14 protein-coding genes are annotated in these 15,624 nt (G+C 59.2%); 11 read left to right on the plus strand and 3 right to left on the minus strand.

Annotated features, from left to right (window positions below):
• A complete protein-coding gene (gene fnrL, locus XMD517_RS14615; protein ID WP_173487956.1) occupies positions 1 to 750 on the plus strand; it encodes a transcriptional regulator FnrL in 750 nt (249 codons plus the stop codon).
• A gap of 180 nt (positions 751 to 930) precedes the next feature.
• On the opposite strand, the gene XMD517_RS14620 is transcribed toward fnrL, so the two are convergent.
• Positions 931 to 1,770 (minus strand): universal stress protein, encoded by an 840-nt coding sequence (locus tag XMD517_RS14620; protein WP_173485302.1) that lies wholly within the window; start codon positions 1,768 to 1,770, stop codon positions 931 to 933.
• Between the two features lie 233 nt (positions 1,771 to 2,003).
• On the opposite strand from XMD517_RS14620, the gene ccoN reads away from it, so the two are divergent.
• From ccoN to ccoS, 8 genes are all read left to right on the plus strand, one after another.
• Positions 2,004 to 3,605 (plus strand): cytochrome-c oxidase, cbb3-type subunit I, encoded by a 1,602-nt coding sequence (gene ccoN, locus XMD517_RS14625; protein WP_173485607.1) that lies wholly within the window; start codon positions 2,004 to 2,006, stop codon positions 3,603 to 3,605.
• A gap of 14 nt (positions 3,606 to 3,619) precedes the next feature.
• Complete coding sequence (ccoO, locus tag XMD517_RS14630) at positions 3,620 to 4,354, plus strand: cytochrome-c oxidase, cbb3-type subunit II (protein WP_173485303.1); 735 nt, start codon at positions 3,620 to 3,622, stop codon at positions 4,352 to 4,354.
• Positions 4,355 to 4,366: 12 nt separating this feature from the next.
• Positions 4,367 to 4,543: a cbb3-type cytochrome c oxidase subunit 3 gene (locus XMD517_RS14635; protein WP_173485608.1), complete on the plus strand. Its 177-nt coding sequence runs from the start codon at positions 4,367 to 4,369 to the stop codon at positions 4,541 to 4,543.
• Between the two features lie 33 nt (positions 4,544 to 4,576).
• Positions 4,577 to 5,437: a cytochrome-c oxidase, cbb3-type subunit III gene (gene ccoP, locus XMD517_RS14640; RefSeq protein ID WP_173485304.1), complete on the plus strand. Its 861-nt coding sequence runs from the start codon at positions 4,577 to 4,579 to the stop codon at positions 5,435 to 5,437.
• Between the two features lie 753 nt (positions 5,438 to 6,190).
• Complete coding sequence (gene ccoG, locus XMD517_RS14645; protein WP_173485305.1) at positions 6,191 to 7,603, plus strand: cytochrome c oxidase accessory protein CcoG; 1,413 nt, start codon at positions 6,191 to 6,193, stop codon at positions 7,601 to 7,603.
• Positions 7,604 to 7,700: 97 nt separating this feature from the next.
• Complete coding sequence (locus tag XMD517_RS14650; protein WP_173485306.1) at positions 7,701 to 8,189, plus strand: FixH family protein; 489 nt, start codon at positions 7,701 to 7,703, stop codon at positions 8,187 to 8,189.
• A gap of 9 nt (positions 8,190 to 8,198) precedes the next feature.
• Positions 8,199 to 10,403: a heavy metal translocating P-type ATPase gene (locus tag XMD517_RS14655; RefSeq protein ID WP_173485307.1), complete on the plus strand. Its 2,205-nt coding sequence runs from the start codon at positions 8,199 to 8,201 to the stop codon at positions 10,401 to 10,403.
• A gap of 134 nt (positions 10,404 to 10,537) precedes the next feature.
• Positions 10,538 to 10,699 carry a cbb3-type cytochrome oxidase assembly protein CcoS gene (ccoS, locus tag XMD517_RS14660; RefSeq protein ID WP_173485308.1) on the plus strand — a complete coding sequence of 54 codons (162 nt, stop codon included), beginning with the start codon at positions 10,538 to 10,540 and terminating at the stop codon, positions 10,697 to 10,699.
• 4 nt (positions 10,700 to 10,703) lie between these two features.
• Here ccoS and XMD517_RS14665 read toward each other — a convergent pair whose 3' ends face one another.
• Positions 10,704 to 11,306 (minus strand): LuxR C-terminal-related transcriptional regulator, encoded by a 603-nt coding sequence (locus XMD517_RS14665; protein ID WP_173485309.1) that lies wholly within the window; start codon positions 11,304 to 11,306, stop codon positions 10,704 to 10,706.
• 310 nt (positions 11,307 to 11,616) lie between these two features.
• Positions 11,617 to 12,363 (minus strand): arylesterase, encoded by a 747-nt coding sequence (locus XMD517_RS14670; protein ID WP_368493339.1) that lies wholly within the window; start codon positions 12,361 to 12,363, stop codon positions 11,617 to 11,619.
• Positions 12,364 to 12,387: 24 nt separating this feature from the next.
• On the opposite strand from XMD517_RS14670, the gene XMD517_RS14675 reads away from it, so the two are divergent.
• Positions 12,388 to 13,068, plus strand: a complete 681-nt coding sequence (locus tag XMD517_RS14675) for an ABC transporter ATP-binding protein (RefSeq protein WP_173485310.1) — start codon at positions 12,388 to 12,390, stop codon at positions 13,066 to 13,068.
• Between the two features lie 8 nt (positions 13,069 to 13,076).
• Complete coding sequence (locus XMD517_RS14680; protein WP_173485610.1) at positions 13,077 to 15,590, plus strand: ABC transporter permease; 2,514 nt, start codon at positions 13,077 to 13,079, stop codon at positions 15,588 to 15,590.
• Positions 15,591 to 15,624: the final 34 nt, after the last annotated feature.

Genomic DNA, 15,624 nt, shown 5'->3' on the forward strand with positions numbered 1-15,624 from the left:
ATGACAACAGCCATAAAAGACGCCGCCTTCAACCTTCGCGATTGCGGCTCCTGCCCAATTCGCCACCGTGCCGTGTGTTCACGTTGCGAACCGGATGAGCTTGAAGCACTGGATAATATCAAGTTTTACCGCTCCTACGAGGCTGGGCAGCCGGTGCTTTGGGCCGGGGATCCCATGGAATTCGTGGCCTCTGTCGTCAGCGGTATCGCGACACTCAGTCAAACCATGGAAGATGGCCGCACCCAAATGGTCGGGCTGCTGCTGCCCTCCGACTTCATCGGCCGTCCGGGACGAGATTTTGCCCCCTTCGACGTGGTCGCTGTGTCTGATCTCACGGTTTGCTGTTTCCGCAAGAAACCGTTTGAGGAGCTGATGGCCTCAACACCGTCGATTGGCACCCGTCTGTTGCAGATGACCCTGGATGAACTGGACAGTGCGCGCGAATGGATGCTGGTGCTGGGCCGCAAAACTGCGCGCGAAAAGATCGCCAGCCTTCTTGCCATTCTCGCCCGCCGCGACGCGTCTCTGAACAAAATCCCCCCCAGCTCAGGCATGAGCTTGGACCTGCCGCTCACGCGTGAGGCAATGGCGGATTATCTTGGCCTGACCCTGGAAACGGTCAGCCGCCAGATTTCGGCACTGAAAAAGGCCGGGATCATCACCCTGGAAGGCAAACGCCACGTGATCATCCCAGACATCGAAGCACTTTTGGCTGAGACCGGCGATGACGTGGATGGTGGTCCGCTCTGAACGACTTGTGGCGGGTCTGATCTAAGGAACACGTCGTTGCCCTAAACACGTAACCAAGACCGGTCTTGGGGTGCGCGCCGCGCGCGCTTCCCCCACCTCATTTTCTGGTTGTAAATATCCCGGGGTGAGCGCGAAGCGCGAGGGGCAGCGCCCCTTTCGTTCCATTGCTTCAGGCTGGCATCAATGCGCCAGAAAGACCGGTTTCTCGGCGACCTCCAACATGTGACGCGTGGCCCCCCCAAGGATGCTCTCGCGGAAACGGCTGTGGCCGTAGGCCCCCATCACAATCAGGTCGGCATCCTTGTCGCGGGCATGTCGGTTCAGGATGTCGGAAATCCGCGGCAGGGTCTTGGCCATGACCGACACTTCGGCGCGCACGCCATGACGTGAAAGCATCTGGGTCAGGGATCCCCCCGGATCCGAGCGCTCCGGTCCGTGGGTTGGTGGATCAATGATCGCGATGGACACATTGCGCGCCTGGCTCAGGATTGGCATTGCATGGCGGATTGCCCGCAGGGCTTCGGTGCTTTCATTCCAGGCGACCACAACATTGCCGATGGTTTCCGGCAGCTCTGCCCCGTCAGGCATGACCATTACCGGAACGGAGCCGTCGAACAGGGCGGCTTCGACGATGGCTTCCATTTCATGTCCGCGCCCCTCGCCATATGGGCGGGGCAGGACCACGAGGTCGGAAAACCGGGTGTGGTGGGCGATCAGGCCGTTCAGGGCCACCATCTGGGCGGTCACGGATGATGTGGACCAGCAATGCGCGGCGCCGCCAAGTTGTGAGCGGCAATACTCCTCAGTCTCTCTGGCGTCTTCTCGGGCCTGCGCCAAATTGTCCTGAATAACCATTGCCGAGGCACCTGCGTAGTAAAAACCCTGCTGGGAATGGTCGAGCCCAAGGCAGATCGCATTCAGATGTGCGTCCTCTGACCGACACAGGGCGGCAGCCGCGTCAAATGCTGATTTGCAAAGGGTTTTGTCGGTTAAGACAGTCGTAATGGTCTTGTAGTCCATGGATTGCTCCGGGGGCTGGAAAGGTCTGATTTCGCGTCCAGCCTGCCTTTTTGCCCCCCTGCGACGCTTTGACATGGGTCAAGGGGCTGGAAATCTGCCCCACTGCGACAGTTTTGACATGGATCAAGGTAGGCAAATGGGGATAGGTGCGACACCGACGACAGTCGAAAAGTGTCCCCGAATCCAATTTCGGGATCTGGGGGCATTGCGTGACAAAGACGAAGGGACGCAAAATGTGGGATTACCTCAAATTGGTAGTGTATGGCCTTGTTGCACTTTTGGCCGCCATTGCCGCTAGCTATGCCCGCGACGTAGCCTACCAGGTACATGCCATCCTGGTGACACTCATCGCGGTCGGCCTTTTCATCTACTCGCTGAAGCGCGTGGGTGAACCGAAGGTCGTAGAAACTGGATATATGGATGGGCCGGTGCGTGTGGGCGCCGCGCTGACTGCGTTCTGGGGCGCAGTCGGGTTCCTGGTCGGGACGTTTATCGCGTTCCAGCTGGCATTCCCGTCGCTGAACTTTTCCTGGGCCGAAGGGTATATGAACTTTGGGCGTTTGCGTCCGCTTCACACCTCGGCTGTTATTTTTGCGTTTGGTGGAACCGCGCTGATCACCAGCTCGTTTTACGTGGTGCAGCGCACCTCGGGCGCACGCCTTTGGGGCGGCAACCTGGGTTGGTTCGTGTTCTGGGGGTACCAGATCGTGATCCTGCTGGCGGCAACCGGCTATGTGCTGGGGTCGACCCAAGGTAAAGAATACGCTGAACCCAACTGGTACACTGACCTTTGGCTGACCATCGTGTGGGTGGCTTACCTTCTGGTCTTCATGGGCACGCTGATGAAGCGCAAAGAGCCGCATATCTACGTGGCCAACTGGTTCTACCTGGCGTTCATCGTAACCATTGCCATGCTGCACGTCGTGAACAACCTGGTTGTTCCGGTGTCGATCTTCGGCTCGGCTTCGGTGCAGGTGATGGCTGGTGTGCAAGATGCAATGACCCAGTGGTGGTATGGCCACAACGCTGTGGGCTTCTTCCTGACCGCGGGTTTCCTGGGCATGATGTACTACTTCGTGCCGAAACAGGCTGAACGCCCGGTCTTCTCGTACAAACTGTCGATCATCCACTTCTGGGCGCTGATCTTCCTGTATATCTGGGCTGGTCCGCACCACCTGCACTACACCGCGCTGCCGGATTGGGCATCGACCCTTGGCATGGTGTTCTCGGTGATCCTGTGGATGCCGTCCTGGGGTGGCATGATCAACGGCCTGATGACCCTGTCGGGTGCATGGGACAAGCTGCGCACCGACCCGGTGATCCGTATGATGGTTGTGTCGATCGGTTTCTACGGCATGTCGACCTTTGAAGGTCCGATGATGTCGATCCGCGCCGTGAACTCGCTGTCGCACTACACTGACTGGACCATTGGTCACGTGCACTCGGGTGCTCTTGGCTGGAACGGTATGATCACCTTCGGGATGCTCTACTTCCTCGTTCCCCGTCTGTGGGGCCGCGCAGGTCTTTACAGCCTGAAACTCGTGAGCTGGCACTTCTGGCTCGCCACCATCGGTATCGTGCTTTACGCCGCGTCGATGTGGGTGACCGGGATCCTCGAAGGCCTGATGTGGCGCGAAGTTGACGCACAAGGCTTCCTCGTGAACTCGTTTGCCGACACTGTTGGCGCCAAGTTCCCGATGTATGTTGTGCGTGCTCTGGGTGGTGTGATGTTCCTCTCTGGCGCACTGATCATGTGCTATAACCTCTGGATGACCGTTAAGGCGTCGCCGGCAGCAGAAACTGCCAACGATACCGCAGCGGCACCGGCCGAATAAGGAGGGCTGGACCTATGGGAATTCTCGACAAACACGTCGTTCTCGAAAAGAACGCCACGCTCCTCCTGGTTGGCAGCCTTCTGGTTGTGACCGTCGGTGGCATCGTGGAAATCGCACCGCTCTTCTACCTCGAAAATACCATTGAGGATGTGGAAGGCGTGCGCCCCTACTCGCCGCTCGAACTGCAAGGTCGGAACATCTATATCCGCGAAGGCTGCTATGTCTGCCACTCGCAGATGATCCGTCCGATGCGTGACGAGGTAGAGCGTTATGGTCACTATTCGCTGGCAGCTGAAAGCCAGTATGACCACCCGTTCCAGTGGGGCTCCAAGCGGACAGGTCCTGACCTGGCGCGCGTGGGTGGCCGTTACTCGGACGAGTGGCATGTGGACCACCTGGCGGACCCGCAATCGGTTGTGCCGGAATCGGTGATGCCGAAATATGCTTACCTGCTGGATCGCCCGATCGAGCCGAAGTATATCCGCGAAGTCATGGAGACCAACAGGCTGGTGGGTGTGCCTTACACCGACGAGCAGCTGGCCAATGCCGAAGCTGACTGGCTGACCCAGGCAAATCCGGATGGCGATAACTCGGATCCGGATGCCCTTGAGGCCCGTTATCCGAAGGCACCGATCCGTAACTTTGATGGCCAGCCGGCCGTCACGGAAATGGATGCGCTGGTCGCCTATTTGCAGATGTTGGGTACCCTGGTCGACTTCTCGACCTTTACGCCTGACGCAAGCCGGTAAGGAGCAGGGATGATGGACACCTATAGCCTCATGCGCGCATTTGCAGACAGCTGGTTCCTGATCGCGATGTTCGCCTTTTTCATCGGGGCCGCAATTTTTGTGTTTCGCCCCGGAGTGAACAAAGTGCACGAAGACATCGCGAACATCCCCTTCCGCCACGAAGACAAACCTGCCGGTGATCAGGACTGATGTCCTGACGCTCAGCTCAAGGAGTTGCGGCAAATGAGTAAAAAACCTGTAGAGAAGAAAGAGATCGAAACGACCGGTCACGAATGGGATGGGATTCAGGAGTTCAACAACCCCCTCCCGCGTTGGTGGGTCTGGATCTTCTATGTCACCATTGTCTGGGGTGTCTGGTACACCATCGCCTATCCCGCATGGCCGCTGATCAAAGGCGCCACCGCCGGGTATCTGGGCTATTCGACCCGCGGTGAAGTTGCTGCCGAGATCCAGCGTTTTGATGAGATGAACGCTTCGATCAACGCAGAGCTGGCTGCGGCGGATCTGACCGAGATCCAGCCGGGGACCGAACTGTATAACTACGCTTCGCAATCCGGTCGTGCCACTTTTGCAACCTGGTGTTCGCAGTGTCACGGTGCGGGTGCGGACGGTGCCGTTGGCTATCCGAACCTGCTGGACGACGACTGGCTGTGGGGCGGCGATATCGAAGCCATCCACACCACCATTCAGCACGGTATCCGCGATGCATCTAATGATGACACCCGTCTGAACGACATGCCTGCCCATGACGAACTGCTGGAGGCCGAGGAAATCACCCAGGTGGTTGACTATGTCCTGTCGCTGAGCGGCGGCGAAGCCGATGCAGCCAATGTGGAAGCCGGTGCGGTGGTGTTCGAAGACAATTGTTCATCCTGCCACGCAGAAGGTGGTGTTGGGGATCGCGATATGGGCGGCCCGAACCTGACCGACTTCATCTGGCTTTATGGCGGTGACAAAGAGACCATTACGGAATCTGTTGCCAAAGGTCGTACCGGTGTGATGCCGGCATGGTCTGCCAAACTGACCGACGCTCAAATCAAGGGTGTTGCAGTTTACGTTCACCAGCTGGGCGGCGGCGAATAAGCCTTCGGCCAGAAGAGATCCGGGGCCTCACTCCCCGGTTCGGCACCGATCCCTGATCCTGTTCGCGCGTTTCTCCGGGATCGGTGCCTCCAAATTCAAAAGGTCCGGGCCGTGGGTCCGGGCCTTTTTCATGGGTAACGATAAAAATGTGCAAACCGTTCCCGGATTGCAATCCCTAAAGCGTTTCGACTTATTATTAAGACACAATAATGAGGCGAAACGCTCGAAACCTACTGATGTTGCGGGCGTTTCGAAATCAACTTGTGACTCAAGTTAATCTCGAAACGCTTTAAAACGCTGAAATCTGAGGGGTGAGTCTTGCAGCTCCCGGGCGTGAGGCTGGGAGGTTTGGACAGACGTGATTGGAAAATGGGCGTCCTGCACAGCGGTCGTTCAAAGCGTTTCAGCATTGACCAGAGGCGGGAGAAACCGAAACGCCTTAGGTGCGGCCTTTTGACTATGTGCGACGAGATGGCACTGCGTCAAATGCGAAATCCTATTATTAATAATGCCTTATGGGATATTAATGTGTGAACTATCTGAGAAGATTTTGATCCACATCAAGGCTTAAATGTAGAATAATTCTTAGATCGGAGCAGATCCGGGTCGCGCAGCGGCATGGTTTTGCAACGCCCGCCCCTTGCTCTCGCCCCGCGCTCGTTACGAGCGTTTTGCCGCATTGCCCCTCAGGTGAAAACAGGCGACACGCTTGGGAAACAGACACTTTTGATTACTCAGGACAGGATTCTGTCGATGTCAGACGCACCGGAACAGCTTTACGCACCACGCGAGCCAGTCTTTCCCAAACGGGTAAAAGGCACTTTCCGCAGCCTCAAGTGGTGGATCATGGCGATCACACTCGGGATTTATTACCTTGCCCCCTGGATCCGTTGGGATCGCGGGCCCAACCTGCCGAACCAGGCCATCCTCATTGATATGGCGGATCGCCGGTTCTATTTCTTCTGGATCGAAATCTGGCCGCACGAATTCTATTTCATTGCGGGCCTGCTGATCATGGCGGGGCTCGGGTTGTTTCTGTTCACCTCTGCGGCCGGGCGGGTCTGGTGTGGCTATGCCTGCCCCCAAACGGTCTGGACTGATCTGTTCATTCTGGTGGAGCGTTGGGTCGAGGGCGATCGGAACGCACGTCTGCGCCTGCATCGCCAGAAATGGAACGGTGAAAAAGTCCGTAAACGCCTGACCAAGTTCGTTCTCTGGATCATGATTGCCGTGGCCACGGGGGGCGCCTGGGTGTTCTATTTTGCAGATGCCCCGACCTTGCTGGTTGACCTGATCACCATGCAGGCCCATCCGATGGCCTATTCCACGCTGATGGTGCTGACCGCAACCACGTTCTTCTTCGGCGGCATCGCCCGTGAGCAGGTCTGTATCTATGCCTGCCCCTGGCCGCGCATTCAGGCTGCGATGATGGATGAAGACACAATCACCATCGCCTATCGCGACTGGCGCGGAGAGCCGCGCGGGCGTGGTAAGAAACGGGATGATCTGGGGGATTGCATCGACTGCAACGCCTGTGTTGCCGTGTGCCCGATGGGCATCGACATTCGCGATGGCCAGCAGATGGAATGTATCACCTGTGGCCTTTGTATCGACGCCTGTGACGAGATGATGGACAAGGTTGGCAAGGAACGCGGGCTGATTGACTATCTTGCATGGAAAGACGAGGCTAACGAACGTGCCGGACAGGCGAAAGTGCCGGTGATCAAGCACCTTCTGCGCCCGCGCACTATTTTGTATACGTCCCTTTGGACATTGGTTGGCGTTGGTTTGACCGTGGCCCTGTTTGTCCGTCCCGCCGTGGATGTGACCGTGCGGCCTGTGCGCAATCCGACCTATGTGACCCTGTCTGATGGGTCGATCCGCAACACCTATGACGTTGGGGTGCGCAACCGCCATGGGGAAGAATGGCCCTACTATTTCGCCCTGCCGCTTGGCTCTGACCTGAAACTTGAACTGGAAGGGTCAGACAAGTTGGTGGTGGTTGCAGACCCGGATACCGAAGCCAAGCAACGGGTGTATGTCATTGCCCCGCGCGGGTCGGAAACAGCCCGCAAGGACCGCACTGAAATCCGTTTGTGGATTGTCGATGGCGTGACCGGCGACCGTGCCTATCTGGATACGGTCTTCAACGGGCGCGGCAGCTGATCTGCATCCCATGTCTGGGCAGTGAACCCCGGATCATGCTACAACTCCGCCGGATGCGTCGAGGCGCTTCCGGCACACTCGAAAAAGGCGCGAACAGATGAGTGAACCAACCGAAAAGAAGGAATTCGAGCTGACGGGCAAGCATGTCCTCGCGATCACCGTGTCAGCTTTTGCCGTGATCATCGGCGTGAATATCTACATGGCCTATTCCGCGATCAATACGTTTCCCGGGCTGGAGACCGACAACTCCTATGTGGCCAGTCAGCAGTTTGACCGCATGAAAGAGGGGCAACTGGGGCTTGGCTGGGATGTGTCTGCCAAGGTCGAGGGGGAAACTCTGGTTCTGGATATCCGTGATGAGGACGGCCACGCGGTAGAGGTCAAATCCATCTATGCGATTTTCGGTCGGGCCACCCATGTGCGTGACGACCAGGAACCCAGTTTCAGCCAATCCTCCTCCGGGGCCTACACCGCTGCGGTGGGCGCGCTGGATTATGGCAACTGGAACCTGCGGGTAAACATCCTGTCCAAGGAGGATGTTCCCTTCCAGCAGCGCATTCAGATCTATATCCCGAAAACCAGCTGAGGCTTTCCCATGTCGACGCCGATTTCTGCCTGTCCCGCCTGTGATGCCGCCCCCCTTGCCAAGGAACAGGCAGGCAAGGGGCAATCAGGCAACGGAATGATAGGCAAACGCATTCTGTTGTCGCTGCCGCAGATCTATTGTGCGGCCTGTATCGCCGGTGTTGAGGCCGGGTTGTCAAAACAGCCCGGCGTTCGTCAGGCGCGGGTCAACCTCACCCTCAAACGTGCCACGATTGAAGCGGATCCGGAGGTCGAAGCGCAGGACCTGGCGGATTATCTGACGGGTATCGGGTTTGAGGCCTATGAGCTCGACCCCGGCCAGCTACGCTCCACGGCAACCGATCAGAAGGGCAAGGATCTGCTGATGCGCCTCGGCGTGGCAGGGTTTGCGATGATGAACGTGATGCTGCTGAGTGTCGCGGTCTGGTCGGGGGCGGCAGATGCCACCAGAGATCTGTTTCACTGGATATCCGCCGCCATCGCCATTCCAACCGTCGGCTTCTCCAGCCAGGTGTTTTTCCGGTCCGCCTGGACCGCGTTGCGGGTGGGGCGGCTCAATATGGATGTGCCGATTTCTCTGGCGATCCTGCTTGCGCTTGGCATGTCGCTTTATGAAACAATGCATTCAGGGGCACATGCCTATTTCGACGCGGCCCTGTCACTGACCTTCTTCCTGCTTGCCGGACGTTACCTTGACTATCGCACCCGGTCGGTGGCGCGCTCTGCCGCGGAAGAGCTGGCCGCCCTTGAGGTGCCGCGTGCCGCCCGTGTGACCGATACGGGTGATGAACAGGTGGCCGTGTCCGAGCTCCAACCCGGTGATATCGTGCGTGTCGTGCCCGGGGCCCGCGTGCCGGTGGACGGGATTGTCCTGACCGGGGAAAGTGAACTGGACCGAGCCCTTCTGACCGGGGAAAGCCTGCCTGTCGCGGCGGGTCCCGACACGATCGTCTCAACCGGGGAGGTCAACCTGACCGGCCCGCTGACCGTGCGGGTGACCGCGGCTGGCAAGGACAGCTCGCTGCACCGTATGGCGGATCTTGTTGCGATCGCGGAAACCGCGCGCAATCGCTACACCTCTCTCGCTGACAAGGCCGCCGCGGTTTATGCGCCGGTGGTGCATTTGCTGGCGCTTGCGGCGTTTCTGTTCTGGGTCTGGTATTCCGGTGGTGACTGGCGCATGGCGATGAATATTGCGGTGGCGACCCTGATCATCACCTGCCCCTGTGCGCTTGGCCTTGCCGTGCCGGCGGTGACCACCGCCTCCTCGGGGACGCTGTTCAAGCAGGGCATGCTGCTCAAATCCGCCACGGCGATGGAACGTCTGGCAGAGGTGGATCATGTCGTGTTTGACAAGACGGGCACCCTGACACAGGGCAAGCCGGTCATGGACGGGATTGAACGCCATCGCGAACAGGATCTGCAGGTGGCCCTTGCCCTGGCCGAAGGATCCAGCCACCCGCTGGCCACCTCGCTGACACAGGCCGCCCGCGCGCGTGGGATCCAGCCCGCCGAGGTAAGTGGCCTGCGTGAGGTGCCGGGCAAAGGGATCGAAGGGCAATGGAATGACAAGACTGTGCGCCTTGGTCGCGCCGAGTGGCTGGGGGCCAACGCGGTCGGGCAGACCGCAACCTACCTGTCCATCTCAGGCACACGCCCGGTTGCCTTTACCTTTACCGACAATCTGCGCGAAGGCGCTGAAGACGCCATTGCTGCGTTCAAGGCGCAGGGGCTTGGGATCACGCTGATCTCCGGCGATGTGCCTGCGGCTGTTGGTGAGCTTGCCGGGCGGGTCGGGATCTCTGACTGGAAGGCGGATACACTGCCCGAGGACAAGGCCGAGTTCGTGGCCCGTCTGGGGAAATCCGGCAAGAAGGTTCTGATGGTCGGGGATGGGTTGAATGACACGGCGGCGCTTGCTGCCGCGCATGTGTCGATCTCGCCCTCATCGGCGCTTGAGGCCGCGCGGGTGGTGTCCGACATCGTGTTGCTGGGGCAATCCATGGCCCCCCTGGGGCGCGCAACCGTGCTGGCGAAATCCGCAACCCGCCGGATCATTGAGAATTTTGCGATTGCGGCGGGCTATAATGCGATTGCCATTCCGATTGCGTTGGTGGGGCTGGCGACACCACTGGCGGCGGCTCTGGCCATGTCCCTGTCTTCCATCACGGTCAGCGTGAACGCGCTGCGCCTGACCACGTTCAAAGATCCGTAGTCTTCGCCCCGTAACATTCTCCAAGGTCCAGCCAACGGGAGCGTTTCGGTTTGTCCGAATGGCTGGCCTTTCCCGCAGGTCTGAGGCAAAATTGCACCGAAGCAATCGGTGACTTCCATTTGAAAGGCTGCGTCATGAACGTGCTTGTGTATCTCATCCCAATTTCGCTGCTGTTGGGCGGGGCAGGGCTGGCGGCCTTTTTCTGGACCCTCAGGAGCGAGCAATATGACGACCCGGATGGCAACAGCCAACGGATCCTGTCAGATCGCTGGGATGACACCCCTCCCGAGGAGTGAGTGCTCAGATCAGGTTGAGGTCACGGGCGATCATCGCGGCATGGGTGCGGTTCTTGGCGCCCAGTTTGCGCACCACGGCGCGCATGTGCATTTTGACGGTCACTTCCTGAATGGAAAAGGAATGGGCGATCTCCTTGTTCTGAAGCCCGTCGCACAGCCCGCGCAGCACCTGAATTTCACGCTCGGACAGATGAGACAGCGGGCGTCGACCGTTGACGTGAAACAGGTCATTCAGCAAGGTCACATACTTCCCCCTCAGGGCGAGGGGCAAGACACGCGCCAGATCCGTTGCGTCCAGTTCGCGCGATAAAACGGCGTTGGCCCCTGCTTGTTGGGCCCGTTGCGCCAGCTCAAGCGATCCCCCCTGCAAGACAAGGGCCATCTTTGTCTGCGCGAAGGCACGGGACAATCGCGACACAGTATTCATCCCCTGCAGGTCAGGCAGTTGATAGTCCAGGATGACCAGATCAAATGGGCCATGCCCCACCGCTTCAAGCGCCTGTCGTGATGTGGAAACCAGCAACCGTTCGTGGAATGGCAGCGTGTCCAGAGCTGTGTTCAGAGAGTTGGACAGCGTGGGATCTTCTACTGCTAGGAGAATTTTCAATGACGCGCCTAAGTGTTTGAAATGCTAGGTGACAATAAAAAACACTGACATATGGGTGGGTTGTGGAACACCTATCAATAAGTATAGGTGTATTGGGGTGCAATTTTGGCCAATTGCAAAATGATAACACCCAAAGGTTGTTCGTGTAAAAATAGAACCATTTTGCAAAACTGACCTTTGGGAAGGTTTCGTGGACGCAAAATCGTTTCGGTTTTGCACTGTGGCAAAGAGGAAACAATGTGAAGAAAAAGAGTTCATTGTTTCGCGTGGTTCGGGGTAAACCCGTGCCTCAAACCTGTCCAGAAATGCTTTATTGTTGCCCATCTGCGCTGTTGCTGGTCGCAGCTGGAAGGGCCATCAGAATTGTCGGGCCGATCTGATCCACGATCAGCTTCACACCTTGCCGGGTCGGGTGAAGCCCGTCCGGTTGCATGTAGTCCCGCAGCGCGGCCTGTCGGTCTTCCTGCGTTGTTTCAGCGTTGTCCAGGGCTGTGAAAAAGTTGGGGATGAATGTGCTCCCATGCTTTGACGCGAGATCGGCAAAGGCCTGATCATACGCCGCTTTCTCTGCTGTGCCGAAATTCAGGGAGGCGGGCACACGGATCAACACAGAAGGCAGGTTGCGGGTATTGATTTCGGTGAGGATCGCATCAAGGTTTCTGCGCGTTTCCGTAGCAGGCAGGCCACGCAGCATGTCATTCCCGCCCAGATTGACCAGCACCAGATCCACCTCATCTGTCAGGGACCAGCCCAGCCGCGCCCTGCCTCCCGCTGTTGTGTCACCCGAGACCCCGGCATTGATGACGGTTACGTTGCGCCCGTGCGTGCGCAGCCATGTCTGCAATTGCGGAACAAACCCGTCGCCTTGGTTCAGGCCGTATCCGGCGGTCAGACTGTCCCCAAGGGCCAGAAGGGTGACGGGCGTGTCGGCGTGGCTGAGATGCGGAACAGACAGGGCAAAGACGAAAGACAGGCGCGCCAGATGCGCCAGCCGGGCGGCAATTTTCGCAAAGGGCTTGTTCATGGCTTTTTTCACCCCATATCCGTTGGAACTCATTGCTTTTCTCCTGACAGGTGCCCGATGCCCGATGCCGCCCAATCCGCCGTCCTGACCCTGACTGATGCCCGGTTGACGCTGGGGCGCAATGCAGGACGGACCGAGATCCTCAAGGGCATTGATCTGGCTGTTGAGCGTGGGGAAACGCTTGGGCTGACGGGGCCGTCGGGGTCTGGCAAAAGCTCTCTCCTCATGCTGATGGGCGGGTTGGAACGCGCCACCGGGGGCACCATCACCGCCTTGGGGCAGAATTTGGGGCAGATGGGCGAGGATCAGCTTGCTCGGTTCCGCAGGGATCATATGGGGGTGGTGTTTCAATCTTTCCACCTTATCCCGACCATGACAGCGCTGGAAAATGTTGCAACCCCTCTGGAGCTTGCAGGCGTCCCAGAGGCGTTTGTCCGGGCCGAGGAAGAGCTGTCTGCGGTTGGGCTTGACCATCGTATGCACCATTATCCCAGCCAGATGTCCGGGGGGGAACAGCAACGTGTGGCGCTTGCGCGGGCTGCGGCCCCGCGCCCGGATATCCTGCTTGCGGATGAACCGACCGGAAATCTTGACGGTGCCACCGGGGATGTGATCATGGATCTTCTGTTTGGATTGCGCGACCGCCACGGGGCGACCCTGATCATGGTCACCCACGCAGCTGAGCTTGCGGCCCGCTGCGACCGGACCCTGTGCCTTCAGGACGGGGTCCTGGTATGATCCGTGAGATGAGGCAGGCCGCTCGGATCGCCCGGCGCGATATGCGCGGGGGGCTGCGCGGCTTTCGTATTTTCCTGGCCTGCCTGATCTTGGGGGTGGCCGCGATTGCGGCCATCGGCTCAGTGCGTGAAAGCCTGCAGCAGGGGCTGGCGGATCAGGGGGCGGTGCTTCTTGGCGGTGATGCGTCGGTTTCCTTCACATACCGGTTTGCAGATGAGGCCGAACAGGCGGTGCTGATGCAATCAGCCGACGCTGTTTCGGTGATCGCCGACTTTCGCTCCATGGCTGTGGTGGAGGAGGATCGAGGCCTCACGCAGGTGAAGGCTGTGGATGAAAACTATCCCCTTTATGGACAGGTTATTTTGGACCCGCCGATCCCGCTTGCGCAGGCGTTTTCGGGCAAGGATAACCTGCCCGGCGCGGTGATGGATGACCTGTTGATGGACCGGTTGGGGCTGGTGGTCGGTCAGGAATTTGCGCTGGGGGGCAACCGGTTTGTTCTGATGGCAGAGCTGGTCAGCGAGCCAGACAATGCCACCGGCGGGTTTGGTCTTGGGCCACGCACACTGGTTGCACGCGAGGATCTGACGCGCCTGGGAATGCTCGCGCAGGGCACCTTGTTTGACAGCGAATACCGGTTGCGTCTGGACGAAGGGCACGATCTGACAGAGGTCAAACCCAGCGTCATGGCGCAGCTCGGACAAACCGGAGCGCGCTGGCAGGATGCGCGCGATGGTGCGCCCGGGATCAGCCGGTTCATCGAGCGTCTCTCCTCGTTCCTTGTTCTGGTTGGACTTGCCGGTCTGGCGGTTGGAGGTGTCGGGATTTCAGCGGCCGTCAGGGCCTATCTTGATGGCAAGACAGAAACCATTGCCATTCTGCGTGCGCTGGGTGCCACGCGGCGAGTGATTTTCTTCAGCTACTTCATGCAGATTGCGGTTCTGACCATGCTGGGGCTGATGATCGGGCTCGCAATTGGAGCGGCCATTCCGCTTGTGCTTGCCCCTGTTATCGCAGCGGCCTTGCCCATTGAGGCAGCCGTTTCCGTTTATGCCAGCCCCCTGATCGAGGCCGCCATCTATGGCGCGCTGGCAACGCTTCTCTTCACGCTTTGGCCGCTGGCCCAGACCGAAGACGTGCAGCCAGCCTCTCTGTTTCGCGATGCCGCCCTTGGCCGCGCGCGCTGGCCCCGTCTTGTGTATGTTCTGATGACCCTTGCCGTGCTGGTGATCCTGGTCTTTCTTGCCGCACTCCTGTCAGGCATGTTTGAGCTGGCGCTCTGGACGTTTGTCGGCGTTGCGGGGGCCTTTGCGGCGCTCGCCCTGACCGGGCTGGGAATTCGGCATCTGGCCCGTTGGCTTGGGCATCTGCCTGGTCTGCGAGGGCACCCGATCCCGCGTATGGCCCTCAGCGCCGTGGGGGGGCCGGGTGGAGAGGCCGGCGCGGTGGTGCTCTCCCTTGGACTGGGGCTTTCGGTGCTCGCCGCTGTGGGGCAGATCGACAACAACCTGCGCGGCGCGATTGCGCGTGACCTGCCTGCCGTTGCGCCAAGCTTTTTTGTGGTTGATATCCAGCCTGATCAGATCGAGGGCGTTCTGGCGCGACTGAATGCGGATGAAGGCGTGTCGCGGGTCGATACCGCGCCGATGCTGCGAGGGGTGATGACCAGGATCAATGGCCAGCCCGCGCAGGAGGTCGCGGGCAATCATTGGGTGGTGCAAGGGGATCGTGCGCTGACCTATTCGGCCAAGCCCACCCGTACCCATGTTGTGGCGGGGGAATGGTGGCCCGAGGATTACCAGGGCCCGCCGCAGATTTCCTTTGCCGCAGAGGAGGCCGAGGAAATGGGGATTGGGCTGGGAGACAGCGTGACCATGAATATTCTGGGCCGGGACATCACGGGAGAGATCACCAGCCTGCGCGAAGTGGATTTTTCACAAGCAGGTATGGGGTTTGTTCTGACCATGAACCCCTCTGCATTGACCGGCGCCCCCCATACCTGGCTTGCGACGATCTATGCGGAGCCGGAGGCCGAGCCTGCCATCTTGCGTGATCTGGGCCGGAATTTCCCGAATATCACGCTGATTTCGGTAAGGGATGCTATCACCCGCATCTCTGGCCTGATGGGACAGGTGGCCGCCGCCGTCACCTATGGGGCGTTGGCCACTTTGGTGACCGGGTTTGTGGTGTTGATCGGTGCCGCAGCCGCAGGCGAGCGTGTGCGAACCTACGAGGCGGCGGTTCTGAAGACACTGGGCGCCACACGGGCGGAAATCCTGATGAGTTTTGCGCTGCGATCTGCCGTTCTGGGGGCCGCTGCAGGGGGCGTGGCCGTGATTGCCGGTGGCGTCGCGGGCTGGGCTGTGACCCATTATATTATGGAAAACGACTATGTTTTTGAGCCGGCTTCGGCCATTGCCATTGTTGTCGGGGGGATCATCGCGACCATTCTGGCTGGGCTGTTTTATGCGTGGCGTCCGTTGTCCGTGCGACCGGCACAGGTTTTGCGCGCAAGGGACTGATGGGGGCTCCCGCGCCTTTTCTCCCTGAGGGTCG

Source organism: Aliiroseovarius sp. xm-d-517 (assembly GCF_013283135.1).
Classification (GTDB): domain Bacteria; phylum Pseudomonadota; class Alphaproteobacteria; order Rhodobacterales; family Rhodobacteraceae; genus Aliiroseovarius; species Aliiroseovarius crassostreae.